The organism is Kribbella sp. NBC_01484 (genome assembly GCF_036227145.1).
Lineage (GTDB): Bacteria > Actinomycetota > Actinomycetes > Propionibacteriales > Kribbellaceae > Kribbella.
In genome coordinates this window covers 1,374,193-1,399,539 of the sequence record NZ_CP109437.1, presented here as the reverse complement: position 1 = coordinate 1,399,539, position 25,347 = coordinate 1,374,193, and the positions used below count along the sequence as shown (strand labels likewise).

The window sequence follows — 25,347 nt, the reverse complement described above, 5'->3', positions numbered from 1 at the left end:
CATGACATAGTACGTCCTATGTCTTCAAGAGTCGGCGCCGTGGAAATCGCTGCGGCCGTGGTCTTCGACCCGGCGGGCAGCGGCTATCACACGTTCCGCATCCCGTCCGTGCTGGCGCGAGGTGAGCTGGTGCTCGCCTTCTGCGAGGGTCGGCTGCACGGGTCCGGCGACGCGGGTGAGATCGAGGTCGTCCTCCGGCGCTCGCTCGACGGCGGGCAGACCTGGTTGCCGCTGCAGGTGGTGTCGGCCGTGCCCGGCAAGACCTGTGGGAATCCGGTGCCGGTGATCGACTCCGCGAGCGGCGACATCGTGCTGGTCACGGTGCACAACGGCGCCGACGCCGTCGAGATGTCGCTTGCCCGCGGCACCGATCCGGAGTCCGGCCGGCGGGTGTTCGTGCAGCGGTCCGCCGACGACGGCGTGTCCTGGAGCCCGACGGTGGAGATCACCGCGCAGGTGAAGCCGTCCGACTGGGGTTGGTATGCGACCGGGCCCTGTCACGGGATCGCGCTCACGAGCGGTCGGCTCGTCGTACCGGCGAACCACTCGTTCGTGCCGCCGGAGCCGGTCGACGACCTGATCCGGCTGAACGGCGGGCACTGCATCGTCAGCGACGACGGCGGGATCACCTGGTCGGTCGGCTTCGTCGATCGCAACGACGGCGCGGAGATCAACGCGAACGAGACCACCGTCGCCGAGTTGCCCGACGGACGGTTGTACTTCAACGCCCGCAACCACCAAGGGACCGGGCCGGCGCGGGTGCACGCCTGGTCCTCGGACGGCGGTGCCACGCTCGATGCGCCGTACGCCGGGATCCCCGAGATCACCGCGCCGGGCATCCAGGGGAGTGTGCTCACCCTGCCCGACGGCCGCCTGCTGCTGTCGACGCCGGTCAAGCCGTCGAGCCGCCGGGAGCTGACCGTGTTCGTCAGCGACGACTCCGGTCAGTCCTGGCGGGCCGCAGTGGTCGTGCATCCGGGCATGGCCGGTTACTCCGATCTCGTCCTCCGGCCCGACGGCTCGGTCGGCATCTTCTACGAGGCCGGCGAGACCTCTTCGTTCGCGACCCTCCGCTTCGCCACATTCGCCCTTTGACGTTGGGAGACCCCTTGACCGACTCCGCCCAGTTGACCGGCGTGGTGCCGCCACTCGTCACCCCGCTCACCCCCGAGTACGACGTCGACACCGCATCGCTGGCCCGGTTGATCCAGTACCAGCTGACCGGGGGTGTGGACGGGGTGTTCGTGCTCGGCACCTCCGGCGAAGGCACGTTCCTGACCGACGAGCAGCGGCAGGTCGTGCTGGAGACGGCCGTGGCGGAGGTGTCGGGGCAGGTGCCGGTGCTGGCAGGTGTCATCGACACGTCGACCTCTCGCGTGAGTGCGCACGTGTCTGCTGCCTTGAAGGCCGGTGTGGACGGTCTGGTCGCGACGGCGCCGTTCTATGCCGCCACCCATCCGGCGGAGATCGAGCGGCACTTCACGCGGCTCGCCTCATCGACTGGGGATACGCCGCTCTATGCGTATGACATCCCGTCGCGAGTCGGGACGAAGCTGCCGGCGTCGTTGATGATCTCGCTCGGGCAGCAGGGCATCATCGCCGGCGTGAAGGACTCGAGCGGTCAGGAGACGAGCCTGCGGCAGTTGGTGCTCTCGCGACGAGAGGCCGGGTTGGACGGCTTCGCGGTCATGACCGGGTCGGAGGTCACCGTCGACTCCGCGCTGGCCTTTGGTGTCGATGGCGTCGTACCTGGGTTGGGGAACGTGGATCCGGCCGGCTACGTGCGGTTGTTCGATGCGTCGGTCGCCGGTGACGCGGCCGCGGCGCGGGCGGAGCAGGATCGGTTGTTCCGGTTGTTCGAGATCATCGACGTGGCGGATCGTTCGCGGATGGGCGCGAGTTCGGCGGCGCTCGGTGCGTTCAAGGCGGGGTTGTATCTGCTGGGCGTGATCGACTGCCCGGTGACGGCGTACCCGTGCATCCCCTTGAACGAGCAGGAGATCGCCGGGATCCGGCCCTTACTGGACCGCGCCGGATTACACTGAGCGGTCCTAGTCTCAAGGAGGACCGGGTGACAACGGGTGGGCTCGGCCGGGCGCGTGGTGCGGCGGGAAATCAGTCCTTCATTCGCGACCAGATGAAGTCGTACATCCTTGAGCGCGGGCTGAAGGCGGGTGATCCGCTGCCCAACGAGCAGGAGCTGATGGCTCAGCTCGGCGTCGGACGGCACCCGTTGCGCGAGGCGATGAAGGCCCTGCAGGCGGTCGGGATCATCGAGATCCGGCACGGGTACGGGACGTACGTCGGCGAGGTGTCACTGCAGTCGCTGGAGGACGGGCTCGCGTTCCGGATGTCGCAGTCGATGGCCGGCGACCTCCGCGACGTGCAGAACGTCCTCGAGGTCCGCCAGGCCATCGAGGTCGGCATGGCCGAGGACGTGGTGGAGTTCTTCAGCCGGCACGGGGACGACACCCTGGAGCCGATCGTCGAACGCATGGAAGCCAAGGCAGCCGACGGGAAGTACTTCCCCGACGAGGACTGGGCCTTCCACCAGGCGCTCTACGAGCCGCTCGGCAATGCCCTCGTCATCGATCTGCTCAGCGTCTTCTGGCGGACCTTCTCCCAGGTCGACGCTCGCCTCCCCGGCGCCCGCTACACCCCCGCCGACGCGGCCGCGTGGCACCGGGATCTCCTGAACACCCTGCGGACAGGAGATCCCGAGGCCTTCGCCCGCTCCATGAAGAAACACTTCAACGGCATCCACACCCGCCTCGGCGAATAGGCGCGTGCAGCTCGACAGGACGTATAGGTCCACTGAAGTGGCAACGGCCGGTGAGCTGAGCGTGCGGTGCACCCTCGGACCCGGACACGTCCTGTCGAGCCGTCCCTTGTGGATAAACCAACTCACGAGTCGACCGACTTCGGGCACCATCCTTGGATGGAATCGGTCGGCGAGGTCCTCGCGCGCCATGGTGGGTGGGCGACCCGCTCCGAGCTGATCCGCGCGACTTCCCGCCACGCCGTCGTGGCTGCGGTCGAGCGAGGTGAGGTGCAGCGGATCGCTCTCGGCATCTACGCGCTGCCGGGCCTCCCGGCCGGCAAGATGGCCGTGCTCGCGTACGACGGAGTCCTTTCGCATGTGAGTGCCGCAGAGGCGCTGGGGCTTCCGCTACTGCTGACACCGGAGAAGCCGCACATCACGATCCCGCCCAAGCGCCGCCCGCGTCCGGGACCACCCGCTGTTCTGCATTGGGCCGACACCACCTCCGGCGAGCGCCGGGACCGGACCACCTCACTGCTTCGGACCGTCGTCGATTGCTCCCGCATCCTCCCGTTCGCCGAGGCCCTGGCCGTTGCGGACGCAGCCCTCGCCACCGGCCGGCTCAGCCAGGACGAACTCCTGGCCGCCAGTGCCGCGATGCGTGGTCCCGGCTGCCCGAACGCTCGCAGAACAGCGGCAGCCGCGAGCCGCCGCTCCGGCATCCTCGAGTCCATCCTCCGGGCCCTTCTCATCAGCGCGGGCATCACTGGCTTCGAACCACAGGTCTTAGTGACCCACGGTTGGTTTCGGGCTCGTGTTGATCTGGGGCACCGGCAAGCCCGGTTGGCGCTCGAGGCGGACGGATTCGAATTCCACGGATCCCGGCGGGACTTCGCCGCCGACTGTCAGCGCTATGACGAGCTGGTTGCTGCGGGGTGGCTGGTACTCCGATTCACCTACGAGCAGGTGCTCGGTGACCCGGCCTGGGTCGTGGCGACCGTCCGTGCCGCGTTGGCGTCGCGTCTCGCCGGCTGACAAAGTGCACCTCGACAGACATCCCAGGAGTTTGGGTGTCAAGCTGCGAGGGTTTGGGTGGGGTGGGTCCAGGCGGTTGTTTCGTTGTAGTGGGTGTTGGTTTTGAGGCAGCCGTGGAGGATGCCGACGAGTCGGTTGGCGAGTTGGCGTAGGGCGGGGTTGTGGTCGGCTCCGCGGGCTCGTTGTTTGTCGTAGTAGGCGCGGGCTCCGGGCGAGGCGTTGAGTGCGGCGAAGGCTTGGCTCATGAGGGCGTCGATGAGCCGGTCGTTGTGGACGTAGCGGGCCAGGGCGACTTTCTTCTTGCCCGAGGCGCGGGTGATCGGGCTGGTCGCGGCGTAGTTCTTGCGGGCTTTGGCCGATGCGTAGCGGTCGGGGTCGTCGCCGAATTCTGCGAGCACCCGGGCGCCGAGGATCGGTCCCAGCCCGGGCTGGGACAAGATGATCTCAGCGGCCGGGTGCCGGCCAAAATGGGCCTCCACCTGCCCTTGCAGGCCGGTGACCTGCTCGTTGAGGACGGCCAGGACCGCGACCAGTGCGCGGGTCGAGGCGGCGTAGGCGGCGGTGACCACCGCGGGCTGGCCGAGGTGCTCGGCGCGCAGCGCCGCCTGGATCGCCGCGGCCTTGTCGGCGATGCTGCGGCGACGGGCCCGTTTCAGCGCCGCGGTGATCTGGGCGGTGGTCAGCCGGGCCGCCGCGGCCGGGTCGGGGGCCTTGGTCAGCAGCTCGAGGGTGTCGGCGGCGTCCAGGTCCTCGAAGGCTTCCAGCGCGGCCGGGAAGTACTCGCGCAGCGCGTGCCGCAACCGCTGCGTGGTCCGGGTCCGTTCCCAGATCAGGGTCTTGTGCATCCGGGTGACGACCTTGATCGCCTCGGCCTCGGCGCTGTCACCGGCCACCGGGCGCAGCTGGTGGGAGTCGGTGCGGACCATGTCGGCCAGCACATGCGCGTCGGCCGCGTCGCTCTTGGCACCCGACACCGCGTGCCGTTTGCGGTACTGCGAGGCCTGCAACGGGTTCACCGCGAACACCAGGTACCCCGCGGCCACCAGCGCGGCCACCCACGGGCCCCGATCGGTCTCGATCCCGACCACCACCTCGACCTCGTCAGGATCAGCCGCACCGAACTGCTCGGCCACCAGCGCATGCAACCGCGCCATCCCCGCCACCCCCTCGGGCAACCGCGCCTTGGCCAGCACCCGCCCCGCCGGGTCCATCACCTCCACATCGTGATGCGCCTCGGCCCAGTCATCTCCCACAAAGAACTTCAACACCGATCTCCCACACTCTCGACGCCATCCACACCACCAGCAAGCCGGTCGGGAGAACCATCAGCGACCTAATGAAGCAGTGCTCACGCCCCCAACCACACCAAGGGCCGGGCACGACATCCCATCAGCGATCAAATCTCCCGGTCACCGGCAGGGGCACGATCTGTCGACAGGACTCAAACGGTCCAGGAGGTACAAGTGCTCACCCACCGGCGGCTTACCAGCCCCGAGTCTGCCCGACGGCGACCCGGTAACTCTCATTAGGAGGTGTTCCTGGAGCGTCGGCTGGTAGCGCAGTCGCTGAGCGTGGCGATCACCGGCTGAGCCCGACACCTCCTGTCGAGATTGCACATCGGGTCAGGCGAAGAGGTTCTCCGCGTCCACAATCGTGTAGGCGTAGCCCTGCTCGGCCAGGAAACGCTGGCGGTGAGCGGCGAACTCGGCGTCGACGGTGTCTCGGGCGACGATCGAGTAGAACCGCGCGGTGCGGCCGTCGCCCTTGGGGCGAAGGACCCGGCCCAGGCGCTGAGCTTCTTCCTGGCGGGAGCCGAAGGTGCCGGAGACCTGGATGGCCACGGATGCCTCTGGCAGGTCGATGGAGAAGTTGGCGACCTTCGACACCACCAGCCGCTTGATCTCGCCGGTGCGGAACGCCTGGAACAGCCGCTGCCGTTCCTTCACCGTAGTCTCGCCCTTGATCACCGGGCACTCCAGTCGTTCGCCGAGCTCGTCCAGCTGGTCGATGTACTGACCGATCACCAGCAGCGGCTCGTCCGCGTGGTGCTCGGCGATCTGCTGTACCAGCCGGGACTTCGCCGGGGTCGACGCGGCCAGCCGGTAGCGGTCCTCGGGCTCCGCGGTCGCGTACACGAACCGCTCGCTCTGCTCCAGGTCCACCCGCACCTCGATACAGTCGGCCGGAGCGATCCAGCCCTGGGCCTCGATGTCCTTCCACGGCGCGTCGTACCGCTTCGGGCCGATCAGCGAGAACACGTCACCCTCGCGGCCGTCCTCCCGGACCAGCGTCGCGGTCAGGCCGATCCGGCGCCGGGTCTGCAGGTCCGCGGTCATCCGGAAGATCGGCGCCGGCAGCAGGTGCACCTCGTCGTACACGATCAGGCCCCAGTCCCGCGCGTCGAACAGCTCCAAGTGGGAGTAGACGCCCTTCCGGCGCGTGGTCATCACCTGGTACGTCGCGATCGTCACCGGCCGGATCTCCTTGCGGGCACCGGAGTACTCGCCGATCTCCTCCTCGGTCAGGCTGGTGCGCTTGAGCAGCTCGTCCTTCCACTGCCGCGCGGACACCGTGTTCGTCACCAGGATCAGCGTGGTCGCGGACGCCTGCGCCATGGCGGCCGCGCCGACGATCGTCTTGCCGGCCCCACAGGGCAGTACGACGACGCCGGAGCCGCCGTGCCAGAACGAGTCCACCGCTTGCTGCTGGTACGGGCGCATGTCCCAGCCGTCCCGGACCAGCTCGATCGCGTGCGTCTCGCCGTCGACGTACCCGGCGAGGTCCTCCGCGGGCCAGCCGAGCTTCAGCAGCGTCTGCTTGAGGTGACCACGCTCCGACGGGTGCACCAGCACCGTGTCGTCGTCGATCCGCGCCCCCAGCATCGGCTTCACCTTGGCGCTCCGCAGCACCTCCTCAAGCACCGGCCGGTCGGTCGTCACCAGAACCAGACCGTGCTGCGGGTGCTTCTCGAGCCGCAGTCGCCCGTACCGGTCCAGCGTCTCCGCGATGTCGACGAGCAGCGAGTGCGGCACCGGGTAGCGGCTGTAACGCAGCAAGACATCAATCACCTGCTCGGCGTCATGCCCCGCCGCCCGAGCGTTCCACAACCCCAGCGGCGTCAACCGGTAGGTGTGCACATGCTCCGGCGCCCGCTCCAACTCAGCAAACGGCGCAATAGCCTTCCGGCACTCGTTCGCCTCCGCATGCGCAGTCTCCAGCAAAAGCGTCTTGTCCGACTGCACAATCAGTGGACCGTCTGTCACTACCGCTCCCTATCGTCGCCCCGACCTTCCATTGTGCCTCAGGCGGTCAAAGGACAGGCCGGGCAGTGGAGATGCGGTGGAGGGCGTAGGTGCGGGGTTGGTCGGTGGCGTCTTCGTAGGCGGTGAGCCAGCCGTCGGCTACCCGGACCGGCTCGACGATGCGTTCGGAGGCGGTGCCGTTGTGGTCGACGTACGAGATCCAGGTGCGGGTGTGGGACTCGGCGGCGTTGGTCAGGACCGCGATGGTCTCGGCGGGGGCGGTGGGGTCGAGCAAGCCGTCGTCGGCGGGGCGCTCGGCGGCGATGCGGTCGCCGGCGCGGACCTTCTCGATCACAGCCTTCACCTGGTCGTCGGTGAGGTCGACCGGGTTGTCCACGAAGTCCCGGCTGGTACGACGCCGTGGCGCCTCACCGCGTCGCGCCGCACCACCGGTCACATGGACCACGCCGTCGAAGGTCTCCGCCAGCGGCGCGAGACCCGCCTCACGCAATCGGCTCAGCACCATGTCCGGCGGCGACGGCGAAACGACCACGGTCGGCGCCAGCCGGCGGAAACGAATACCCGGCAGGTTCGAGTTCACCAGCTGGGTCAGCACAGTCTCGTCATCACAGCGCAGGTACGTCGACGCCGTGCCGATCCGGAGTACGCCGTGCCGCCGTGCAACGTCATCGATCAGGTAAGTCAGCGGCTGGGGGACCGGAGTCCGAGAGTGCTCGGCCAACCACTTGTGCAACTGATCAGCGGTCCGCCCGAGGTCGAAGGCACGCCGCACTGAGCCTTCACTGAAGCGATAGACCGCCGCGCCACCGTGCGACTCGACATCGGCCATCGCAGACAGCTCTTCCTGCACAACCCGCACCAGGGGGCCGGGCGCAACAGCAGTCAGGTCAGCCTGCAACAGGACCTCAGACACCGGCTCCGGCACCAGCGGGTTGATCGCCTCGGCCAGATCGTCCACCGTCGGCTCCGGCTGCAGCAGGGGCCGCGCATGCTCCGCCAACGCGCCTAGACCAGTCAGCCCGAGCAGTGCGGCCTCAGTGACGCTCCACTCGACCAGATCGTCGCGGAACTGCCCGCCACGCCGCGGCCGATGCCACGCGACCCAAGTCACCACAGACTCCGTGGACGGCGCCGTACCCGGACCAGCCTCGGCCAACGCCTGCAACGTCAGCACCCGGACCTCCGGCGCCAGCAACCGCTCCAGATCCGGGGCGAGCGCGTTGATCAACCGCTCACGTGCAGCGGCCGTAGCACCACCACTGTCGCGTCTGCCGATCAGTCCGATCGCCCTGAGCCCACCGAACCACGCAAACACCAGCTGGGCCCACCGATGCGCCAGGTCAAGCTCCAGCCAGTCGTCGTACACGCTGGTAGGCAGCCACATCTCAGTGGTGCCGACTTCCACGGCCGCTAGCAACCCACCGGCGTACGCGATCTCCAGCACGGCTGCGGTCGTCTGCTCCTCCGCGCCGATCTTGCCGGCCAGACTGCGGAGGTCACGCACGCCAATTCCACCCGTACGCAGCACTGGCGGCGGCTCGGACCCAAGCTGCTCCAGCGCACGATCAACGAGCCGCACCAGGTCAAGCGCTGCCCCAGCCGCGGCCCGGTCGGCGATCGCCGCCGATACCTTCTTCCCGTCCAACGGCGGCGGCGTCGGCCGCGTCGACGCCAGCACTCGCCCGCCCCGCAGATGCAGACCGATCTGCCGCGGCAACACCACAGTGTTCGCGTCCTTGGGTACGACGAGACCGCGCGCGAGCAACCGCTCGACCGGCGTACGCGCCGAGGCGATCGTCACCGGACGCTCGGCCTTCTCTACCGAACCGGTCGGCGGACCCCACGTCAGCTTGTCGAGCACCGCACGTGCGTCCGGGCCGGCCTCTTCGATCAACTTGTCCAGATCGCCGAAATGCCTGGTCGTGACAGGACCGAGCCCAGCCGGTGTCGGCCCGAGCAGCTCGTGGACCGCGCGGATCGGCCGCAGGTCGTCCTCGGTGCCCCACACGAGCGCCAGATCCAGCAGTTCGGCCACCCGCGGCCGGACCACCTCGACAGGCTGATCCACACCGGCCGCCAGCGCGGCCAGATCCACCGGCTCAGGCAGGGCCGACAAAGACTCGAGCAGATCCACCCCGAACTCGTCCAGCCGGTTGATCGCCCGCGCCGCGGACGCGTTGGTGGTCGCCCGGGCTGCCAGCTGACCGGTGTCGGCGGGGATCGGCATCGCCAGATCGGGGCGCTTCTGGAGCAGTTGGCCGAGCGCGGCGTCGTCCCACCCACGCAGCGCCTCGGCGAGGGTACGTGGGCGGTTCCGCTCGGATGTGCTCATCCCTCCAACGGTACGGCCCCATCCCCAAACACCACTAACCGTTCCCCCAGATCACTCAGGATCCGAGCGATCGTCTCCTCCAAGGTGCTCTCCACGCCGATCACCACCTCGCCGACGCCGTCCAGCACGTCGTGGGCCTGGTACCAGCTCCGCATCAGGTCAACGCTCACCGTGTGCGCCAGCGGCCGGGTCACATGCCGTACGACGGTCTCCTCGAAGGGCAGGTCGAAGTAGTAGTGCCGGGTCAGCCCCTGATGGTCCACGGTCAGCTTGCGCAGCATGTCGCCGTACCGGCCGGCGTCCATGATGCCCTCGAGGATCACGTCGTACCCGTGGTCGAGGGCGTAGCGGACGTTCGCGTCGATCAGGCCGATGTTGACCGCGCCCGGGAGGTCCTTCTCCCACAGCAGGACGCGGCGGATCTGGTCCTGCTCGACCCACGCCGTGCCGCGGCCGAGGCGCTCGCGCAGGACTCGTGCGGTGGTCGACTTGCCGGAGCCTGAGTTGCCGCGCAGTACGACGAGACGGGAGGACGGACTGCCTGTCACTCGGCTGCGCCGGCGCTGCCGATCCGGCGGAAGCCGACGCGTTCGTAGACGGCGGCGACCGCGTCGGACTCCGCCGACAGCAGGACGAGATCGACCCCGTTCGCGAAGGCGTGCTCGACCAGCACGGAGGTGAGGGCCGCGGCCAGGCCGCGGCGGCGCATGGACGGCAGAGTCCCGACGCCGACGATCTCGGTGGTGGGCCCGACCGGCTGGTGCGCCCCACTGGCGACCATGCCTTCGTCGGTGAACGCACCCGCGTTCACCGTCACGCCCCTGAGCGCCCGGTCCCGCAGGCCCGCGATCATGTCGTCCGCCACCTCGGCCGCGTGGGCGTCGCGCTCCACCGGTCCGGCTGCGCCCACCGACGTACCGGGGTCGCTGAAGGCGAGTCCCGCGACCGCCCGGGCCTGCCGCAGTACGGCGTCCTCGGCGGGCAGGATCTCGCAGCGTGCGTCCACCGTCACCGCGCGGAAGTCGTCGCGCTCGAGCACAAGCAGCGGGTGTTCGACCACGGTCAGCCCGGCCGCGGCCGCCGCCGGACCCAGCGACGGGCAGGTCTCGACGACCCACTCGAAGCTCAGCGGGATGCCCAGCTCCGCGCAACGGGCCCGGACCAGCTCGACGTCGGCCGGCTCGACGGTGGTCCCCGAGCCCGGCACCGGCCGCGCGTAGTACGGCCAGATCGTCGTACTGCGGAACAGTGTGAACGGCCCGACCTGCTCGGCCACCGAGCCGGACAGCGGGACCGCATGAAGGTAGTCGTCGACTCTGCTGATCATCGCGACGCAGTGAACCACCCCGGCGGGGTCCACGCCAGGGAATATCCGGCTCTCGTGTCGTTTCCGCGCCGGACAGGCCAACCGGACAGCCTGGCCCGGCCGGCGGACTTGCAGGCCATCACAATCAGCGAGACGCCGCGACCGCCCGCGGAAGGTCTTCGTACTCGCCTCGTTGTGATGGCCTGGCGACCCGGTCGACGGCACGGGCAACACCCACGGAACCGACCGAAGCGCCGGATATCCCCTGGACTGTCTGCTTCTCGCTTGGCTCACGAGGGGAGAACCCAGCAGGAACATGTCGAAGTTCGTGAACCGGCTCCGACGTCCAGAGTGTTCAACCAAGACCTGGAGGACGCAATGGAGAAAGTGACGTCGACGGACGGTACGACCATCGCCTACGAGCGGCTCGGCAGCGGACCTCAGGTGATCCTGGTCGGAGGCGCGCTCTGTAACCGCAACGCACTCAAGCCCCTGGCGACCGAACTGTCCCGCAACTTCGATGTGGTGACCTACGACAGGCGCGGGCGCGGTGACTCCGGCGACAGTACGGCGTACGCCGTGGAACGCGAGGTAGACGACATCGCGGCGCTGCTTACGGCCGTCGGTAGTAGCGCGGCGATCTATGGACACTCCTCCGGCGCCGGGCTGGTGGCGATCGCGGCGAGCACCGGTCTGCCGTTCACGAAGGTGGTGCTGCACGAGCCGCCGTACGGACCGGACGACGTCGACTCGGAGGAGGACGGCGCTCAGGTGCTCGAGTTGCTGCGCGAGGACCGCCGGCAAGAGGCGGTCGAGTTGTTCCTGATGATGGCGGGCATGCCGAAGCATGCGGCGCTCGAGACCGCGGCGGCTCCCGGTGTGGCCGACCTCGCCCAGACGCTGGCCTACGACTTCGCCGTCATGGACCACGGCGCACCCGGCGGGCGGACCCCGGCTGAACTGCTCGCCAAGATCACGCAGCCGACGCTCGTGGTCGCCGGGACCGCGTCACCGCCGTTCATGGTCGATGCCGCGCACCGGATCGTGGCGCTGCTGCCCACGGCCCGGTACGCCGAACTCGCCGACCAGGATCACGTCGTACCACCGGAGCTCCTCGCCCCAGTACTGACCGACTTTCTATAGGGCGTGTCTGATGGCCCCCCGCCTACTGCGCGGCACTCGGCACGGCACCTCGCCGCACTGGCGCAAAGGCCACGATGCTCCGCATCGAGACCTTCGCTCCAGCACGCCGACGCACCGCACCGAGCACCTGCTCGCTACGGCGCGGGACCATCAGACACGCCCTAGTCGGCGATGATCTCGATCGATACCTTATTGGGGTAGAACGCGACGTGCTCGCGGATGTCCGCGACCGCGTCGTACGGCTGCTCGTAGGTCCACACCGCGTTCACCCCGTCCGCCCCGGCGGGGAGGACGCTGTAGTACGACGCGTCGCCCTTGTACGGGCAGTAGCTCTCGTGGTCGGTGCGCTCGAGCAGCGTGAGATCGACGTCCTTGCGCGGGATGTACTGCACGGCGGCGTAGCTCGCCTCCTGCAGCGACAGTGCGTCCCGGGTGTCCGCGATCACCTGGTCGCCGACCTTCACCACCACGCGGTCCGGATTCTTCCCGACCGTGATCGGGTGGTCCGGGCCAGGAATCTTCACGGTCTTGTCCGCCATTGCCGTCAGCTCTCTGTCGGGGTGTCGTTCAACCTTTCACCAACCGGCGGCGGCCCGGCGGCATTCCCGCCTATCCGCGATCATCGTGGGATGGAACTGCGGCAGATCCAGTACTTCGTGACGGTCGCCGAGGTACTCAACTTCGGGCGGGCGGCGGAGCAGCTCGGGATGGGACAGCCGGGCGTGAGTCAGCAGATCGCGCGCCTGGAGCGGGAGCTGGGTGTGCAGCTGTTCGACCGCTCAGCCCGCGCGATCCGGCTGACCGAGGCCGGCCAGCGCTTCCTGCCGGCCGCTCGCGCGGTACTCGTCTCGGTCGACCAGGCGCGCGCGGCCGCCACCGGCCGGTCAGGTCACGCGGTGCGCCTCGGCACCAGCACCGGGCTGGGCGAGCGGCTGGAGACGGTGGTCGCCGAGCTCGCCGCGAAGGGTGTGCAGGTCGAGCTGGTCAGTACGTCGACCCGCGCCCGGCTTGACCGGGTCAGGGGCGGCCAACTCGACGCGGCGTTCGTCCGAGGACCGAACGAGACAGCCGGTCTGGAGTTCGTCCCGGTCTGGGAGGACGCCCTGCTGATCGCCCTACCGGCCTCGGTCGCGCCGGTCGGCGACATCGCGTTGAAGGAGCTGAGTGCGTTGCCGCTGCGGATCACCTCGCGCCGGAACAACCCGCCGCTCGTCGACCTGGTGATGACCGCCTGTGCGGCCGAAGGGTTCGAGCCCGTGCTCGGGCCGCAGTCGAACAGCCTGCAGGACACGCACGCCGCCATCGGCGCGGGGACGCCCAGCTGGACGGTGATCTACGAGTCGCACGCGCAGCTCCTTCGCGAGGGACGCGTGGTCTTCCGCCGGCCGCAGCCACGTCTCGCCCTGACCACGAGCCTCGCCGTCCCGGCCGGGACCACGGTCGGCGGCGAACTCGCCGTACTGCTGGAGGCGTGCCGGAAGGCGTCCGATCGATTCGAGTGATGGCTGCGCATCGAAGCTGCGTCTCGTTCACGGGCGCGGCGGCGACTGGAATGGGTTCAACAGCCCCACGGAGAGAAAGGAACATCCGATGCCCGTCGTCACCGTTCTGCAAGGCCCGCGGACCCCGGAGCTCAAGCGCGAGCTGGTCCAGCGGATCACCGACGCGTTCGTCGACAGCCTCGGCGTACCGGCTCAGAGCGTGCAGGTCTGGATCCAGGAGACCCCGCCAGAGAGCTGGGCCGTCGGCGGCACCCTCACCGCCGACAAGTAGTTAGTCGAAGAGGAAGACACCCCCGCCGCGACGGCGGCAGTCGCGTCAGTCCGCGGCGGCGTCCTCGAGCTCGACGACCAGGCAGGGGCCGCCGTCGAAGGCGCCGCCGTCGATGCCGAGGGCCAGACCGTCGGCGTACAGGTGCGGGCCGGTCAGGAACTCCGGGTCGATGCCGAGCTGGTCGGCAACGATGCTGTGGCCGTGCACGATCCGGTCGCCGCCGAGGTGGTGCAACATGATGCGCGCCACCTCCGGACCGCTCGGGCCGCGGAACGCGTACCGCGCCGTCATCCGGCGCCAGATCTCCCACCACACCTCGATGTCGTCGGAGTGCAGCTCGGCCTGGGCCGCCGCGTTGATCCGATCGATGGTGTCGCCCCATTCGACGTACTCCGCGGTGTCGGAGTGCATCAGCAGGTGCCCCGCATCCAGCCCGAGCATCGGCCGGTCGAGCAGCCAGGCGACCTCGTCGCCGGTGAGCAGCTCCTGGTCGCGGTCCTGGCCGCCGTTCAGCGCCCAGGATCGCTCGAAGCTGCGCGCGCTGAGGCCGTCGTGCGGGACGAAGGTGTCGCCGAACTTCCACATTCCGAGCGCGAGGATCTCGTGGTTGCCGAGCAGCATCCGGATCGCGTCGTCCGGCGCCTGGTCGATCAGCTCGCGGACATAGCGCAGTACGCCGATCCCGTCCGGGCCGCGGTCGAAGAAGTCGCCGAGGAACCACAGCCGGGCGTCCTGGCCCGACCAGTTGCCCTCGGCATCGGTCAGCCCGGCCTCGTGCAGTGAGGCCTTGAGTTTCTCCGGGTGGCCGTGGACGTCGCTCACGGCGTACACCCGGGTCATGTCATCCCCGCACGGTCAAAACGATCAGTACGACGTTGAGCGCCGTGACGGCGGTGGCTACCAGGCATGCGGCGAGAGTAGTCGCCCGGCGGTTGACAAGGCTGCCCATGACGCGCCGGGAGGCGGTCAATCGGACCAGCGGCCACAGTACGCAGGGGATGCCGAAGCTCAGCACCACCTGGGAGACCACCAGCGCCCGGCTCGGGTCGATGCCGATCGCAAGAACCACCAGGGCCGGCACCAAGGTCACCAGGCGGCGAACGGCCAGCGGGATGTGCCGGTGCCAGAATCCCTCCAGGATGACGGAACCGGCGTACGTCCCGACAGAGGAGGACGCGAATCCGCTGGCCAGCAGGGCGAGCGCGAACAACAGCGCCGGAAGCTGACCGAGCCGGTCGCCGATCGCGGCGTGGGCGGCGTCGAGCGAGTCGGCGCCGGTGCCGCTCAGTGACGCCGCGGCGACCACGACCATCGCCAGGTTGACCGCGCCGGCCAGGGCCATCGCGACGGCCACGTCGATGCGGGTGGCGCGGAGTACGCGGGATTTGCCGCTGTCCGAGCGAATGCTCTTCCAGTGCCGGTCGGTGACGAGGGCGCCGTGCAGCCAGATCGCGTGCGGCATCACGGTCGCGCCGAGCATGCCGGCCGCCAGCACCAGCGACTCGGTCCCGTCGAGTCGCGGCACCAGGCCGCCGACCACACCGCTCGCGGACGGATCCGACTTCACCGTCGACACCACGAAGCCGACCAGGACGACCGCGAGTAACCCGATGATCGCGGCCTCGAACGGTCGCTGCCCGCGCTTCGACTGATAGATCAGCAACGCGAACGACACGGCACCGGTGATCACCCCGCCGAGCAGCAGCGGGATCCCGAACAGCAGGTTCAGCGCGATCGCTCCACCGACCACCTCGGCCAGGTCGGTCGCGACCGCCACCAGCTCGGCCTGCGCCCACAACCCGGTCGACGTGGACCGCTTGAAGTGGTCACGGCACAGCTGGGGAAGCGTTCGCCCGGTCGCGATACTCGCCTTGGCGGCCAGATACTGCACCAGGACGGCCATCAGGTTCGCCCCGACGACCACCCAGCAGAGCAGATAGCCGTACGTCGCCCCCGCCGCGATGTTGGTCGCGAAGTTTCCCGGGTCCACATACGCCACGGCGGCGACGAACGCCGGCCCGAGCAGCAAGAGCCCGGACCGGTTGAGTTGCCGCCGCAGCGGCGCCGGTGCGTACATGAAAGCAGTCTCCATGACGCGACCGACAACGCAACCCCTGTTCTGCGATTGAGACAGGCGTTACAGCTCAGGCACCGCCGGTGGTCGAGCCCAGCACCGTCTTCGCCTTCTTCGACGCCGCGAGTGCGGGGAGTTCGATGTCCGCGAAGTCGAAGTTCATGCTCAGCAGGACGTCGTCGAGACCGGCGAACGCGAACGTCACCTCGAGGCCGTCCAGTGGCCCGCCGTCCGCCGCGAACCGGACCGCCACCGGAGCGGCGCCGGCCTTGGGCGCGGCGACCTCGGTGATCGCGACCGTCGAGGTCCCGGCGCCGGAGATCGTCAGCTTGGCCTTGGTGCAGGACTTCACCGCCGCCTTGATCGTGGCGAGGTGGGCGGTGGTCGCCTTGGCCGACGGCATCGCTTCGAGTGTCTCCTGCACGAACGGACCGTCCTGACCACCGGAGAACCCTCGGGTCACCACGACCTTCGCTCCGGGCGAGGTGTCGGCGTTGAACAGCTTGACCAGCTTGGCGCACTTCGCGTTCGTCGAGGTCAGTTTCGTGCCGTCGTCGCCCTCGGCGTCGGGATCGATCGCGAACCCGGGCTGCAGGTCGTCGAGCGCCAGCAGGGCCTTGGTCAGCGACGCTTTCGTCCGCGGCGCCGGAGCGGCCGGTGTCGTGGGCGCGACACTCGGCGTGGCGCTCGTGGTCGGGACCGGAGTGGGCGTCGGTGTCGGTGTCGACGACTGGGTGGTGCCCGGAGCCGCGGCGGTGTCGCCCTTGGAGCCGCCGCAGGCGGCCAGGCTCAACGCGAGACCGGCGGTGATGGCAGCAGAAACGAAGGTTCGCATAACAGGTCCTCCCCAGGAATCAGGCGCAGTGCAACGATCTGCCGACCAGACTTCCCGGCGCACCTAGGCAGGAGGCTACCGGCCGATCGCGTCGGCGGCGAGTAACTTTCGGGCAACGACCGGTAGACCGGAACTCAGGCCCAGGAGAAGTGGACCTCGAGCGTGACCTGGACGTCCTGGCCGCCGGGGATGACGTTGACCGCCGAGTCGAAGGCCTTGCCGGCCGCGAGCATTGCGGTTTCCCGGATGGGGGTGAAGCCGTGGGTCTCGGAGATCAGGCTGACCGATCCGAGCGAGTAGCCGGCCAGGCCGGCGAGTTCCTCGGCTTTCGTCCGCGCCTGACGGAACGCGAGCCCGCGGGCGCGGGTCAGCAGCTCGGTCTTGTCCTCGATGTCGAACTCGAGCGCCTGCAGCCCCAGGCTGTTGCCTCCGGCATCCACGGCCGCATTGAGCAGCCGGCCGAAGCTGGTCAGGTCCTTCGTCGTCACCGTCAGCATGTGCGACCCGCGGTAACCCGGCGAAGTGTCCGGCTCGCGGTACTCCTGGTAGATGTTCACCGTCGTGGTCCCGATCGCCGATGGGTCGACGCCCTGCTCGCGCAGCGCGGCGATGACCGCGTCCGTGCGTTCGCCGACCCGCGCGACCGCGGCCGCGACGTCCGGTGCGACGTGCTCGACGCTGAACGACACCCGCAGTACGTCCGGCGCCGCAGTGACCTGTCCTGACCCGACAACCCGCACCCCAGTCTCCATAGCGGCCAGTCTGACACTTCCCCCGACCATCGGAGGCGGCGTCACCACCCTCCCCGCCGCACCTCACAACACCACCTACGACCCGGGCGGCCTAGCCCTCCTGGACCTCAAGTCCAACCGCATCCTTCACGAGATCCCCTTCCCCGCCTTCTCCCCAACCACCAACCACTCCGCCACCCGCAACCCCGTAGCCCTCGAAACCACCCCCACCAAACTCCGCCTCTTCCACCGCCCCCGACGACGGCGAAGACCCCCAGGGCACCGAACTCCAGATCTACGAGGCACCGCTCGGTTGAGCCTGCCGTACCGAACAACAGGAGATCGCGCAGCGTTCGCCCCGCGCCCGGCGCGAACCCGGCTCGAGCCGATCACGTCCGGTCCGTGACGTGGCTCCAGGCGGGACTTCGGACAAGAAACCGCGGCCTGGGACATGTCACTACCTGTCCCAGGCCGCCACAAGATGTCCCAACCGGCGGCGTTCGGCCGGTCTGGACTGACGCAGACCCTGGGAGCTCACTTTGCGCACTATTTCGGCCATATGCCCAGTTTTCAGAGCATAGTCAGCTAGCGCGGTGGATTATTCGGGCGGGGATGTTGTGGGTGTGGCACAAGGACAAGAGGGCTGTGCCGTCGATCAACTGGAGGGGTTTGCCGGTGGCGAACTGGTAGCTGGTGGGGCCGAAGCCGCTGGTGGTGATGAGGATGCCCTTGGTGGCGCCGGCGTCGAGGACGGTGCCGAAGAGGTCGCGGACGGCGGATGGGGGGACGGTGCGGGTCCAGAGCTTGGCCTGGACGACGAACTTGCCACCGGTGATGGGTCGTGGATCGTAAGCGACACAGTCGATCCCGCCGTCGTTGCCGCTGCGGAACAGCCGCGTTTCCAGGCCCATCCGGGTCAGCAGGTTCTGGACGAGGTGCTCGAAGGACTCGGGACTCAGCTCCAGCAGGTTCGGCCGGCTGTCGATCTCGCTGATCACGTCGACCGCCTCGATCGTGCGCGGATCCGCGAGATCGAACTCCAGCACTGGCTCCACCGGCTGCAGTTCCTCTGGATGCCGCGACACCTCCGCCGCGAAGTAGTGCCGCACGCACGCGACCGGATCCAACTGATCCAGCACCAGCGCCTGGAACTGCTCCCGCGTCGCCCGCAGCGTGATCAAGCATGGTCGCACCGTCTGCCCAGTGGTCAGGTCCACGGACTCGACCATCCCGTTGAACACCACCGTGTCGACCACGCCGTACCGATCACTGCCGAACACCAGATGCAAAGCCCGCAAGGCCAACTGGGCCACCAGTTGCTGATACAACCGCCGCAACTCGGGTGCCTCCCGCGGCACCGCGAGCACCGCATCAACTGACCGGTCATAGCGGTACGACGCCTCAGCCGGTACGACGCTGACGTCCGGAAGATCCCACTCGAGCGCCAGCAACGTCGACTCGGGCACGTATCCGACCCGCCGGCGGCGCGGGAAGTCGAGCGGCTCCGCCACCCGGTCCAGCGCCTTCTGGAAGTACCGCGTGACCGCGGCGCGATCGCGGTTCTCGACCGCGCGTTCGTACGCGTCGATCCGCGCGTGCTGCTCCGCGGTCGCCTCGTCGAGCCGGCGTTGTTGCTCGACCTGGTCCCGCAGTGCCCGGGTGACCCGCTCGCGACGGGTGTCCTCGGCGGCCCGGTGCCGCTCGATCGCCTCCGCGAACCGGTCCTCCGCGTCGGCGAGTCGACGCGCGAACCTCCGCTCGGCTCCCCACCAGCGGAACCGTCCCGGCGGATGGGGCACGAACGCATCCCAGACGGGTCCGGGACGCGCCTCGAGATCGCCCGGCGACACGGTCGGCGGGGCCCGCCGGGGTGTGCGTTTGAGGGTCCGCAGATCGGTGCCGTGGACATCGATCGCGAGGGCGCCGGCCAGGATGTCGCCCAGGACCCGGACGCGCTCCTCCACCGCAGCGGTACGTTGTGCCGCCTCGGCGGTTCGCCCGGGCGGACGGTCGCTGCGGGCACGTCCTTCAATGGATCGGCCCATCGCCTCACACCTCTCTACACCAATGTAACGGTCCAACCACTCTGCGCGACTGTCGTGACGGAGAGTTGGTCATGACATTGCTTGCCGTCTACCCCCTGTTTCCTGCCGGCCGCCGCCCGCGCCTCCCGCCGCACGTGCCCTTGCCGATGCATCGGACGAAGGTGACGATGACAATCATGAGCCTGCCTTCGTACGCGTCCGGGGTGTCCGAGGTTCCGTTGCTGGGCGAGACGATCGGGGCCAACCTGAGACGGACGATCCGGGAGTACGGCGACCGCGACGCGCTGGTGGAGGTCCAGACCGGAAGGCGCTGGTCGTACGACGAGTTCGGCGCCGAGGTGGAGCTGGTCGCACGAGGCTTGCTGGCGCGGGGGATCGCGAAGGGTGACCGGGTCGGCATCTGGGCCCCGAACCGCGCCGAGTGGACGATCACGCAGTACGCGACCGCGCTGGTCGGCGCGATCCTGGTGAACATCAACCCGGCGTACCGGACGCACGAACTGGCGTACGCGCTGAACCAGTCCGGTGTCCGGCTGCTGATCTCGGCGACCGAGTTCAAGAGCAGCGACTATCGCGCGATGGTCGACGAGGTGCGGCCGAACTGCCAGGCGCTCGAGGAGACGGTCTACCTCGGCTCCGGCGACTGGGACGAGCTCAGGGACGCCGCCGGCCGCATCAGCCTGGACGAGATCCACCAGCGCGAGGCGGAGCTGTCCTTCGACGACCCGATCAACATCCAGTACACCAGCGGCACCACGGGCTTCCCGAAGGGCGCGACGCTCAGCCACCACAACATCCTGAACAACGGCTTCTTCGTCACCGAGACGATCGCGTTCACCGCCGACGACCGGCTCTGCATCCCGGTACCCTTCTACCACTGCTTCGGCATGGTGATGGGGAACCTCGGCTGCACCACCCACGGCGCCTGCATGGTGATTCCCAGCGAGGCGTTCGATCCGGCCGCGACGCTCGAGGCCGTCCAGGACGAGCGGTGTACGGCGTTGTACGGCGTACCGACGATGTTCATCGCCGAGCTCGGGCTGACGGACTTCTCGGACTACGACCTCACGAGCTTGCGGACCGGCGTGATGGCGGGATCGCCGTGCCCGATCGAGGTGATGAAGCGCTGCGTCGCGGACATGCACATGGCCGAGGTGGCGATCTGCTACGGCATGACCGAGACGTCGCCGGTGTCGACCCAGACGCGGCGTGACGACGATCTGGACCGGCGCACGTCGACCGTCGGCCGGGTGATGCCGCACGTCGAGGTCAAACTGGTCGATCCGGCAACGGGTCTCGTCGTACCGACAGGTGAGCCGGGCGAGCTGTGCACCCGTGGGTACTCCGTGATGCTCGGCTACTGGGACGAGCCGGAGAAGACCGCGGAGGCGATCGACCAGGCCCGCTGGATGCACACCGGCGACCTGGCGACGATGCGCGCCGACGGGTACGTCAACATCGTCGGCCGGATCAAGGACATGGTCATCCGCGGCGGCGAGAACGTCTATCCACGAGAGATCGAGGAGTTCCTGTACACCCACCCGTCGATCGCCGACGTCCAGGTCATTGGTGTGCCCGACGAGAAGTACGGCGAGGAACTCTGCGCCTGGATCAAGCTCAAGCCCGGCGCCGACCCCCTCGACGCGGAAGCCGTCAAAGCCTTCGCCGACGGCAAACTGGCCCACTTCAAGATCCCCAAGTACGTCCTCCTGGTCGACGACTTCCCGATGACCGTCACCGGCAAGATCCGCAAGATCGAGATGCGCGAGAAGTCCGTCGAAATCCTCGAACTCGGCTGACTTCCTGGCTACACACGCGAAACCCGCGGGGGCGGTTTGGAAACCTGAGTTTGTTCCGGGGGCAATTGCGCGGCAATCGGGCGGTCCTTCACTGGATGTCATCCAGAACGGACCGAATCCCCGGGAGCCGGCATGCAACTCACCGACGGTGCGCACGTCCCCGTCGTCGTGGTCGGCGGCGGCCAGGCCGGGCTCGCGACGAGTTGGCACCTCACCGCGCAGGGCCTGGATCACCTTGTCCTGGAGGCGGATCGGGTCGGCAGCGAGTGGCGCAACCGGCGGTGGGACTCGTTCTGCCTGGTGACGCCGAACTGGCAGTGCAGGCTGCCGGGATTCCCGTACGACGGACCGGACCCGGACGGCTTCATGGTCCGCGACGAGATCGTCGACTACCTGGAAGCCTACAAGGAGTCGTACGACGTCCCGATCGTGGAAGGTGTCCGGGCGACGCGGCTCGACCACGGGTTCCGGATCGCCACGACCGCGGGGACGCTGACCGCCGACCAGGTGGTGGTTGCGACCGGTCCGTACCAGCTCCCGCGCATTCCACGGATCGCTGAGCGGCTCGCCGTACCTCAGCTGCATTCGTCGGAGGTACAAGAATCCGGACCTGTTGCCACCCGGCGAGATCCTCGTCGTCGGCACCGGTCAGTCCGGCTGCCAGATCGCCGAGGACCTGCACCTGGCCGGGCGTACGGTGCATCTGGCCACCGGCAGTGCCCCGCGCGTCGCGCGGCTCTACCGCGGGCTCGACGTGGTCGCGTGGCTGGACCGGATGGGCTACTACAGCAAGGGAATCGACGAGTTCGACGACGTCGACGCGGCGATCGTCGATCCGTACGCACATGTCTGCGTCTCCACCGCCGTCGCCGACGAGCTACTGGCCGGATGGGGGCTCAAGGCAACAGTCATCCCGAACGGCGTGGACGCCGCTCGCTTCGCGGCGGCAGCCGGTCCGCAGCCTGTCGCCACGGCGGATCGGGAGAGGTGGCGTTGGCCGGCTCGGGCGCTACGTTCTCACCGTCGGCGGGATCGAGCCCCGAAAGGGCTCGCTCGATCTGGTCGAGGCGTACGCCCTTCTCGGCGACCCGGACGTGCGGTTGGTGATCGCCGGTGGCGAGACGCTCTTCGACTACCGCGCGTACCGTGCCGCGTGGGACGAGCGTGCCGCGGAGCTCAGCGTCGCGCCGGTCGTGCTCGGTCCGGTCGACGACACGCAGCTCCCAGCACTGGTCGCGGGGGCCGAGGTCTTCGCCTTCCCTTCTGTCAAAGAAGGTTTCGGCCTGGCCCCACTGGAGGCGCTGGCCGCCGGCGTGCCGCTGGTGGTCTCCGACCTACCGGTCTTCCGGGAGATCTTCCGCGACGCCGCGTCGTACGCGATCGGTCCGGCGGACCTCGCGCGCCAACTGCGTGCGGCACCTCGAACCGATCGCTCCGCTCGCAGCCGCGCACTCGCCGCGACCTACACCTGGCCGGCCGCGGCGGCCGCTCACCTGGAGTTCTATGCGCGAGTTCTGAACACGAGCCAGCGGAGCGCCCAGTCTGCCAGCCCACCCGTCCTCGGCGCCGACTGTGGAGGGTTTCTGCCCGATCCGGGGGTAAAACCCTCCTCGGTCTGCCACGGGACCAGGCTAGCGGACCGCGGCCAGCGCCGCTGAGTCCTCGTCGCCGAAATCATCCTCGAGTTTCTCCGGGGAGTAGTCGAGGTCGATGCCGGCGACATCCGCGCCGACGGCCGACTCGATCGCGCCGAGGCGCCGGGTCGCGCGGTCACCGGCGTACGTCATCAACGCTGTCGGGTTGATCTCCGGGGGAAGCTCCGCGGAGTTCTCGAGAGCCCACTGGATCTGGGTGAGTGCGTGCGGCAGCAACTCCTCCATGGTGTCGGTGACGACCGTCCAGTTCGACGCGTCGGCGGCGACGTGCCGGCGGCAGGTGAACGTGCCCCAGGCCATGTGCCGGCGCTCGTCGTCGCCGATCCGGCGGATCAGTTCCTGCATGCCGGGCAGTACGCCGCGCGCCGTACAAAGCAGGTTCCACGCGTGGTAGCCGGTCAGGGCCAGCGTGCCTTCGACTACGTGGTTGTAGGTGACACTCGCCCGGACCTGGTTGGCCGGCGACGGGTCGTCCGCCAGCGACTTGAGTGCGACCGGCAGCGCCTCGTAGAAGATCGCGCGGTAGCCGGGGTTGTTCTCGACGTAGTGGTGCAGGTCCTCGGTGACGCCGACCGCGTCCAGCCAGAGCCGGAAGACCGCGGTGTGCTTGGCCTCCTCGAAGCAGAACTGGGTCAGGTACATCTCGTCGCCGAACCGTCCCTCGGCCGCCATTGCCTGCAGGAACGGCTGCAGGTCCTCGGTCACTGCCTCCTCCCCGGCGATGAACTGCGAGCACAGCAGCAACGCGTTGTCCTTGTCGTTGTCGCCGAGCTCCTGCCAGTCCTTCGCATCCTGACCGAAGTCGATGTCCCGCGGGTTCCAGAACTTCCGGTTGCCCTTGTCGAACAGCCGCAGCGGCAGCGCGTCCCAGTTGAAACCACCCGACCGCAGTGAGCTGAATCCCTGCCGGTGAAGGGGATTCGTGGTGGTCATGGGGCCTCCCGGCCTGGACTGAGGAGCGGAGGGAGCGAAGCGACTGGAGCGACGAGGGAAGGCCGGGAGTCAGTGCCCCATGACCCTGCTGGCGCCGAAGGCCCGGCCAAAAGAAACGGGGAGAGGACGCGAGCCAGCTGCGCGGCCACGGCCGCCGGGGGAGGGCCCGGCGTGACGATGTGGCTCATGACGACGCGCAAGGCGACGTCCACGCAGCTGGTCGCGTCCTCGGACGGAACCTCCGGCCAGTGCTCCCTGACATGCGCGTCCAGCCGGAGGTGAGCCAGCTCCAGCACCTGCTGCCCCCGTGTGGTCAGCAGCTGACTGGCCTGGTCGGATCCCGGCTGGCTCAGCGCAGCCCGGATCAGCGGGTTCTCGCCGGCCAGCGTGAGCGCGCGCTCGACCGCGGCCCGCAGGCCGTCGATCGGATCGGACTGCTCGGCGAGCGCGGCGTTCACGTCCAGGACGAACCGCTCGGTCTCACGTGCTGCCACCGCTTCCAGCACGCCCCATTTGTCGCCGAACTCGTTGTAGACGGTCTGCCGGGACACGCCGGTCCGGCGGCCCACGTCGGCCATCCGGAGTCCGTCGTACCCGCCGGCGACGACCGCGTCGTACGCGGCGTCCAGCAGTTCGTCCCGGAGACGGCGCTTGGTCCGGTCGGCGAACGAGTCCATGACGACGAGGGTTTACAAGAACCTCCTGGATGTCAAGAGTCCGGACAGAGTGTCCTCAGTTGTCAAGTGACGAGAAGTGCGCCGCGTCGCCGGTCCGCGGCGTACTCCGGACGCCGTCGATGCTGACCGGGACGTCGCCGGCCAGGGTGACCCGGTGCAGGCGGCGCGGCTGGTCGTCGTAGTCGGCGACGCCGTAGTGCTGGGTGGCCCGGTTGTCCCAGATCGCCAAGTCGCCCGGCTGCCACTGCCAGCGGACCGTGTTGTCGAGATTCGTGATCCGGTTCTGCAGCAGCTCGAACAACGCGGTCGTCTCGGCGGAGGTGAAGCCGACGAAGCGCCGGACGAAATGGCCGAGCACGAGTGAGCGCTCGCCGGTCTCGGGGTGGACGCGGACGACCGGGTGCTCGGTCTCGAACAGCGTCGACACGAACTGCTCGCGGTGCTTCTCGACCTTCACGTCCACACCGCCGATCCGGACCTCGTCTGCTGCGCCGGCGTAGTCGTACACGTTGCTGTGCACCGCCCACAGCCGGTCGACCAGCGCTTGCAGAGCGACCGGCAGCTTCGCGTACGCCGCGACCGTGTTGGCCCACGTGGTCGCGCCGCCGTACGTGGGCAACGTGACGGCACGGAGGATGCTGATCGCGGGGATCCGGTCGACGAAGGTGACGTCGGTGTGCCAGCTGTTCGCCTTGCCGTAGTCGGAGTCGATCGGCAGCACGTTCGCAGCGCCTTCGATGCTCTTCGAGGTCGGATGGGCGAGTGTCGGCGTACCGAGCAGTTGGGCGAACGCGAGCTGACCGGCATCGTCCAGGTGGTGCTGCTCGCGGAAGAAGACGACCTTGTGGTCGAGCAGGGCCTGCCGGATCGCGGCGACGGTCTGCGGGCTCAGGTCCCCGCCGAGCGTGACGTTGCCGATGACGGCGCCGATCGCGCCACCGGCCTTGGTGACGGTGATCTCCGGTGCTTCGAGCTGAGTGGTCAT

Annotated in this window: 23 protein-coding genes and 1 pseudogene; 10 read left to right on the top strand and 14 right to left on the bottom strand. The window is 68.7% G+C overall.

What is annotated here, in order from left to right; all coding sequences use genetic code 11:
• Window positions 1–18 precede the first annotated feature (18 nt).
• The 4 genes from OG555_RS06755 (at window position 19) to OG555_RS06740 (ending at window position 3,796) form a co-directional block, all read left to right on the top strand.
• Entirely contained in the window at window positions 19–1,095 is a 1,077-nt protein-coding gene (locus OG555_RS06755; RefSeq protein ID WP_329481952.1) for a sialidase family protein, read from the top strand.
• Window positions 1,096–1,109: 14 nt separating this feature from the next.
• Entirely contained in the window at window positions 1,110–2,045 is a 936-nt protein-coding gene (locus OG555_RS06750) for a dihydrodipicolinate synthase family protein (RefSeq protein ID WP_329481950.1), read from the top strand.
• Between the two features lie 26 nt (window positions 2,046–2,071).
• Window positions 2,072–2,782: a FadR/GntR family transcriptional regulator gene (locus OG555_RS06745; protein WP_329481948.1), complete on the top strand. Its 711-nt coding sequence runs from the start codon at window positions 2,072–2,074 to the stop codon at window positions 2,780–2,782.
• A gap of 156 nt (window positions 2,783–2,938) precedes the next feature.
• Window positions 2,939–3,796, top strand: coding sequence for a type IV toxin-antitoxin system AbiEi family antitoxin domain-containing protein (locus tag OG555_RS06740; RefSeq protein ID WP_329481947.1), 858 nt, complete (start codon window positions 2,939–2,941; stop codon window positions 3,794–3,796).
• A gap of 38 nt (window positions 3,797–3,834) precedes the next feature.
• Here OG555_RS06740 and OG555_RS06735 read toward each other — a convergent pair whose 3' ends face one another.
• The 5 genes from OG555_RS06735 to OG555_RS06715 all read right to left on the bottom strand — a co-directional run bounded on the left by OG555_RS06735 (window position 3,835) and on the right by OG555_RS06715 (window position 10,718).
• A complete protein-coding gene (locus tag OG555_RS06735; RefSeq protein ID WP_329484779.1) occupies window positions 3,835–5,007 on the bottom strand; it encodes an IS110 family transposase in 1,173 nt (390 codons plus the stop codon).
• A gap of 411 nt (window positions 5,008–5,418) precedes the next feature.
• Window positions 5,419–7,059, bottom strand: a complete 1,641-nt coding sequence (locus tag OG555_RS06730) for a DNA repair helicase XPB (RefSeq protein WP_329481946.1) — start codon at window positions 7,057–7,059, stop codon at window positions 5,419–5,421.
• A gap of 46 nt (window positions 7,060–7,105) precedes the next feature.
• The gene (locus tag OG555_RS06725; protein ID WP_329481944.1) at window positions 7,106–9,391 is read right to left on the bottom strand and encodes a helicase-associated domain-containing protein; all 2,286 of its coding nucleotides are present in this window, start codon (window positions 9,389–9,391) and stop codon (window positions 7,106–7,108) included.
• Complete coding sequence (locus OG555_RS06720) at window positions 9,388–9,939, bottom strand: AAA family ATPase (RefSeq protein ID WP_329481943.1); 552 nt, start codon at window positions 9,937–9,939, stop codon at window positions 9,388–9,390. Before OG555_RS06720 ends, OG555_RS06725 begins: the two co-directional genes overlap by 4 nt.
• On the bottom strand, window positions 9,936–10,718 hold the full coding sequence (locus OG555_RS06715) for a GNAT family N-acetyltransferase (RefSeq protein ID WP_329481941.1): 783 nt from the start codon (window positions 10,716–10,718) through the stop codon (window positions 9,936–9,938). Before OG555_RS06715 ends, OG555_RS06720 begins: the two co-directional genes overlap by 4 nt.
• A gap of 357 nt (window positions 10,719–11,075) precedes the next feature.
• Here OG555_RS06715 and OG555_RS06710 point away from each other — a divergent pair, with 357 nt between their 5' ends.
• Window positions 11,076–11,840 carry an alpha/beta fold hydrolase gene (locus OG555_RS06710; RefSeq protein ID WP_329481940.1) on the top strand — a complete coding sequence of 255 codons (765 nt, stop codon included), beginning with the start codon at window positions 11,076–11,078 and terminating at the stop codon, window positions 11,838–11,840.
• A 161-nt stretch (window positions 11,841–12,001) separates the two neighbouring features.
• Here OG555_RS06710 and OG555_RS06705 read toward each other — a convergent pair whose 3' ends face one another.
• Window positions 12,002–12,379, bottom strand: a complete 378-nt coding sequence (locus OG555_RS06705; protein WP_329481939.1) for a DUF427 domain-containing protein — start codon at window positions 12,377–12,379, stop codon at window positions 12,002–12,004.
• Between the two features lie 90 nt (window positions 12,380–12,469).
• Between OG555_RS06705 and OG555_RS06700 the strand changes: the two genes are divergently transcribed.
• Window positions 12,470–13,342 (top strand): LysR family transcriptional regulator, encoded by an 873-nt coding sequence (locus OG555_RS06700; protein WP_329481938.1) that lies wholly within the window; start codon window positions 12,470–12,472, stop codon window positions 13,340–13,342.
• Between the two features lie 88 nt (window positions 13,343–13,430).
• Complete coding sequence (gene dmpI / locus OG555_RS06695; protein WP_328526316.1) at window positions 13,431–13,613, top strand: 4-oxalocrotonate tautomerase DmpI; 183 nt, start codon at window positions 13,431–13,433, stop codon at window positions 13,611–13,613.
• Window positions 13,614–13,658: 45 nt separating this feature from the next.
• Here the strand turns inward: dmpI and OG555_RS06690 are convergent, their stop codons facing one another.
• The 5 genes from OG555_RS06690 to OG555_RS06670 form a co-directional block, all read right to left on the bottom strand.
• Window positions 13,659–14,435, bottom strand: coding sequence for a metallophosphoesterase (locus tag OG555_RS06690; protein ID WP_329481937.1), 777 nt, complete (start codon window positions 14,433–14,435; stop codon window positions 13,659–13,661).
• A 19-nt stretch (window positions 14,436–14,454) separates the two neighbouring features.
• The gene (locus tag OG555_RS06685) at window positions 14,455–15,690 is read right to left on the bottom strand and encodes an Nramp family divalent metal transporter (protein WP_329484778.1); all 1,236 of its coding nucleotides are present in this window, start codon (window positions 15,688–15,690) and stop codon (window positions 14,455–14,457) included.
• Window positions 15,691–15,757: 67 nt separating this feature from the next.
• On the bottom strand, window positions 15,758–16,522 hold the full coding sequence (locus OG555_RS06680) for a hypothetical protein (RefSeq protein ID WP_329481936.1): 765 nt from the start codon (window positions 16,520–16,522) through the stop codon (window positions 15,758–15,760).
• 134 nt (window positions 16,523–16,656) lie between these two features.
• Window positions 16,657–17,274: an SIMPL domain-containing protein gene (locus OG555_RS06675; protein WP_329481935.1), complete on the bottom strand. Its 618-nt coding sequence runs from the start codon at window positions 17,272–17,274 to the stop codon at window positions 16,657–16,659.
• Window positions 17,275–17,834: 560 nt separating this feature from the next.
• Window positions 17,835–19,298 (bottom strand): restriction endonuclease, encoded by a 1,464-nt coding sequence (locus OG555_RS06670; RefSeq protein ID WP_329481933.1) that lies wholly within the window; start codon window positions 19,296–19,298, stop codon window positions 17,835–17,837.
• Between the two features lie 176 nt (window positions 19,299–19,474).
• Here OG555_RS06670 and OG555_RS06665 point away from each other — a divergent pair, with 176 nt between their 5' ends.
• The 3 genes and pseudogenes from OG555_RS06665 to OG555_RS06655 all read left to right on the top strand — a co-directional run bounded on the left by OG555_RS06665 (window position 19,475) and on the right by OG555_RS06655 (window position 22,755).
• Window positions 19,475–21,097, top strand: coding sequence for an AMP-binding protein (locus tag OG555_RS06665; protein WP_329481932.1), 1,623 nt, complete (start codon window positions 19,475–19,477; stop codon window positions 21,095–21,097).
• A 132-nt stretch (window positions 21,098–21,229) separates the two neighbouring features.
• Window positions 21,230–21,643 (top strand): annotated as a pseudogene (locus OG555_RS42765) (FAD-dependent oxidoreductase); the annotation flags it as partial.
• 299 nt (window positions 21,644–21,942) lie between these two features.
• Window positions 21,943–22,755: a glycosyltransferase gene (locus OG555_RS06655; protein WP_329481930.1), complete on the top strand. Its 813-nt coding sequence runs from the start codon at window positions 21,943–21,945 to the stop codon at window positions 22,753–22,755.
• Here the strand turns inward: OG555_RS06655 and OG555_RS06650 are convergent.
• From OG555_RS06650 to OG555_RS06640, 3 genes are read right to left on the bottom strand one after another with little or no spacing between them, the layout of a single operon-like run.
• Complete coding sequence (locus tag OG555_RS06650; RefSeq protein WP_329481928.1) at window positions 22,729–23,685, bottom strand: R2-like ligand-binding oxidase; 957 nt, start codon at window positions 23,683–23,685, stop codon at window positions 22,729–22,731. The genes OG555_RS06655 and OG555_RS06650 overlap by 27 nt on opposite strands.
• Window positions 23,682–24,362 (bottom strand): TetR/AcrR family transcriptional regulator, encoded by a 681-nt coding sequence (locus OG555_RS06645; protein WP_329481927.1) that lies wholly within the window; start codon window positions 24,360–24,362, stop codon window positions 23,682–23,684. The genes OG555_RS06650 and OG555_RS06645 overlap by 4 nt, the downstream gene beginning before the upstream one ends.
• A 55-nt stretch (window positions 24,363–24,417) precedes the next feature.
• The gene (locus OG555_RS06640; protein ID WP_329481926.1) at window positions 24,418–25,347 is read right to left on the bottom strand and encodes a TauD/TfdA dioxygenase family protein; all 930 of its coding nucleotides are present in this window, start codon (window positions 25,345–25,347) and stop codon (window positions 24,418–24,420) included.

Excerpts from the sequence above, each read along its gene's own strand:
- OG555_RS06725 (WP_329481944.1), bottom strand. The coding sequence starts at position 9,391 with ATGAGCACATCCGAGCGGAACCGCCCACGTACCCTCGCCGAGGCGCTG.
- OG555_RS06670 (WP_329481933.1), bottom strand. The coding sequence starts at position 19,298 with ATGGGCCGATCCATTGAAGGACGTGCCCGCAGCGACCGTCCGCCCGGG.
- OG555_RS06715 (WP_329481941.1), bottom strand. The coding sequence starts at position 10,718 with ATGATCAGCAGAGTCGACGACTACCTTCATGCGGTCCCGCTGTCCGGC.
- OG555_RS06700 (WP_329481938.1), top strand. The coding sequence starts at position 12,470 with ATGGAACTGCGGCAGATCCAGTACTTCGTGACGGTCGCCGAGGTACTC.
- OG555_RS06735 (WP_329484779.1), bottom strand. The coding sequence starts at position 5,007 with ATGGACCCGGCGGGGCGGGTGCTGGCCAAGGCGCGGTTGCCCGAGGGG.
- OG555_RS06685 (WP_329484778.1), bottom strand. The coding sequence starts at position 15,690 with ATGTACGCACCGGCGCCGCTGCGGCGGCAACTCAACCGGTCCGGGCTC.
- OG555_RS06665 (WP_329481932.1), top strand. The coding sequence starts at position 19,475 with ATGAGCCTGCCTTCGTACGCGTCCGGGGTGTCCGAGGTTCCGTTGCTG.
- OG555_RS06710 (WP_329481940.1), top strand. The coding sequence starts at position 11,076 with ATGGAGAAAGTGACGTCGACGGACGGTACGACCATCGCCTACGAGCGG.
- OG555_RS06675 (WP_329481935.1), bottom strand. The coding sequence starts at position 17,274 with ATGGAGACTGGGGTGCGGGTTGTCGGGTCAGGACAGGTCACTGCGGCG.
- OG555_RS06680 (WP_329481936.1), bottom strand. The coding sequence starts at position 16,522 with ATGCGAACCTTCGTTTCTGCTGCCATCACCGCCGGTCTCGCGTTGAGC.
- OG555_RS06640 (WP_329481926.1), bottom strand. The coding sequence starts at position 25,347 with ATGACCACTCAGCTCGAAGCACCGGAGATCACCGTCACCAAGGCCGGT.
- OG555_RS06705 (WP_329481939.1), bottom strand. The coding sequence starts at position 12,379 with ATGGCGGACAAGACCGTGAAGATTCCTGGCCCGGACCACCCGATCACG.
- OG555_RS06655 (WP_329481930.1), top strand. The coding sequence starts at position 21,943 with ATGTCTGCGTCTCCACCGCCGTCGCCGACGAGCTACTGGCCGGATGGG.
- OG555_RS06650 (WP_329481928.1), bottom strand. The coding sequence starts at position 23,685 with ATGACCACCACGAATCCCCTTCACCGGCAGGGATTCAGCTCACTGCGG.
- OG555_RS06755 (WP_329481952.1), top strand. The coding sequence starts at position 19 with ATGTCTTCAAGAGTCGGCGCCGTGGAAATCGCTGCGGCCGTGGTCTTC.
- OG555_RS06645 (WP_329481927.1), bottom strand. The coding sequence starts at position 24,362 with ATGGACTCGTTCGCCGACCGGACCAAGCGCCGTCTCCGGGACGAACTG.
- dmpI (WP_328526316.1), top strand. The coding sequence starts at position 13,431 with ATGCCCGTCGTCACCGTTCTGCAAGGCCCGCGGACCCCGGAGCTCAAG.
- OG555_RS06740 (WP_329481947.1), top strand. The coding sequence starts at position 2,939 with ATGGAATCGGTCGGCGAGGTCCTCGCGCGCCATGGTGGGTGGGCGACC.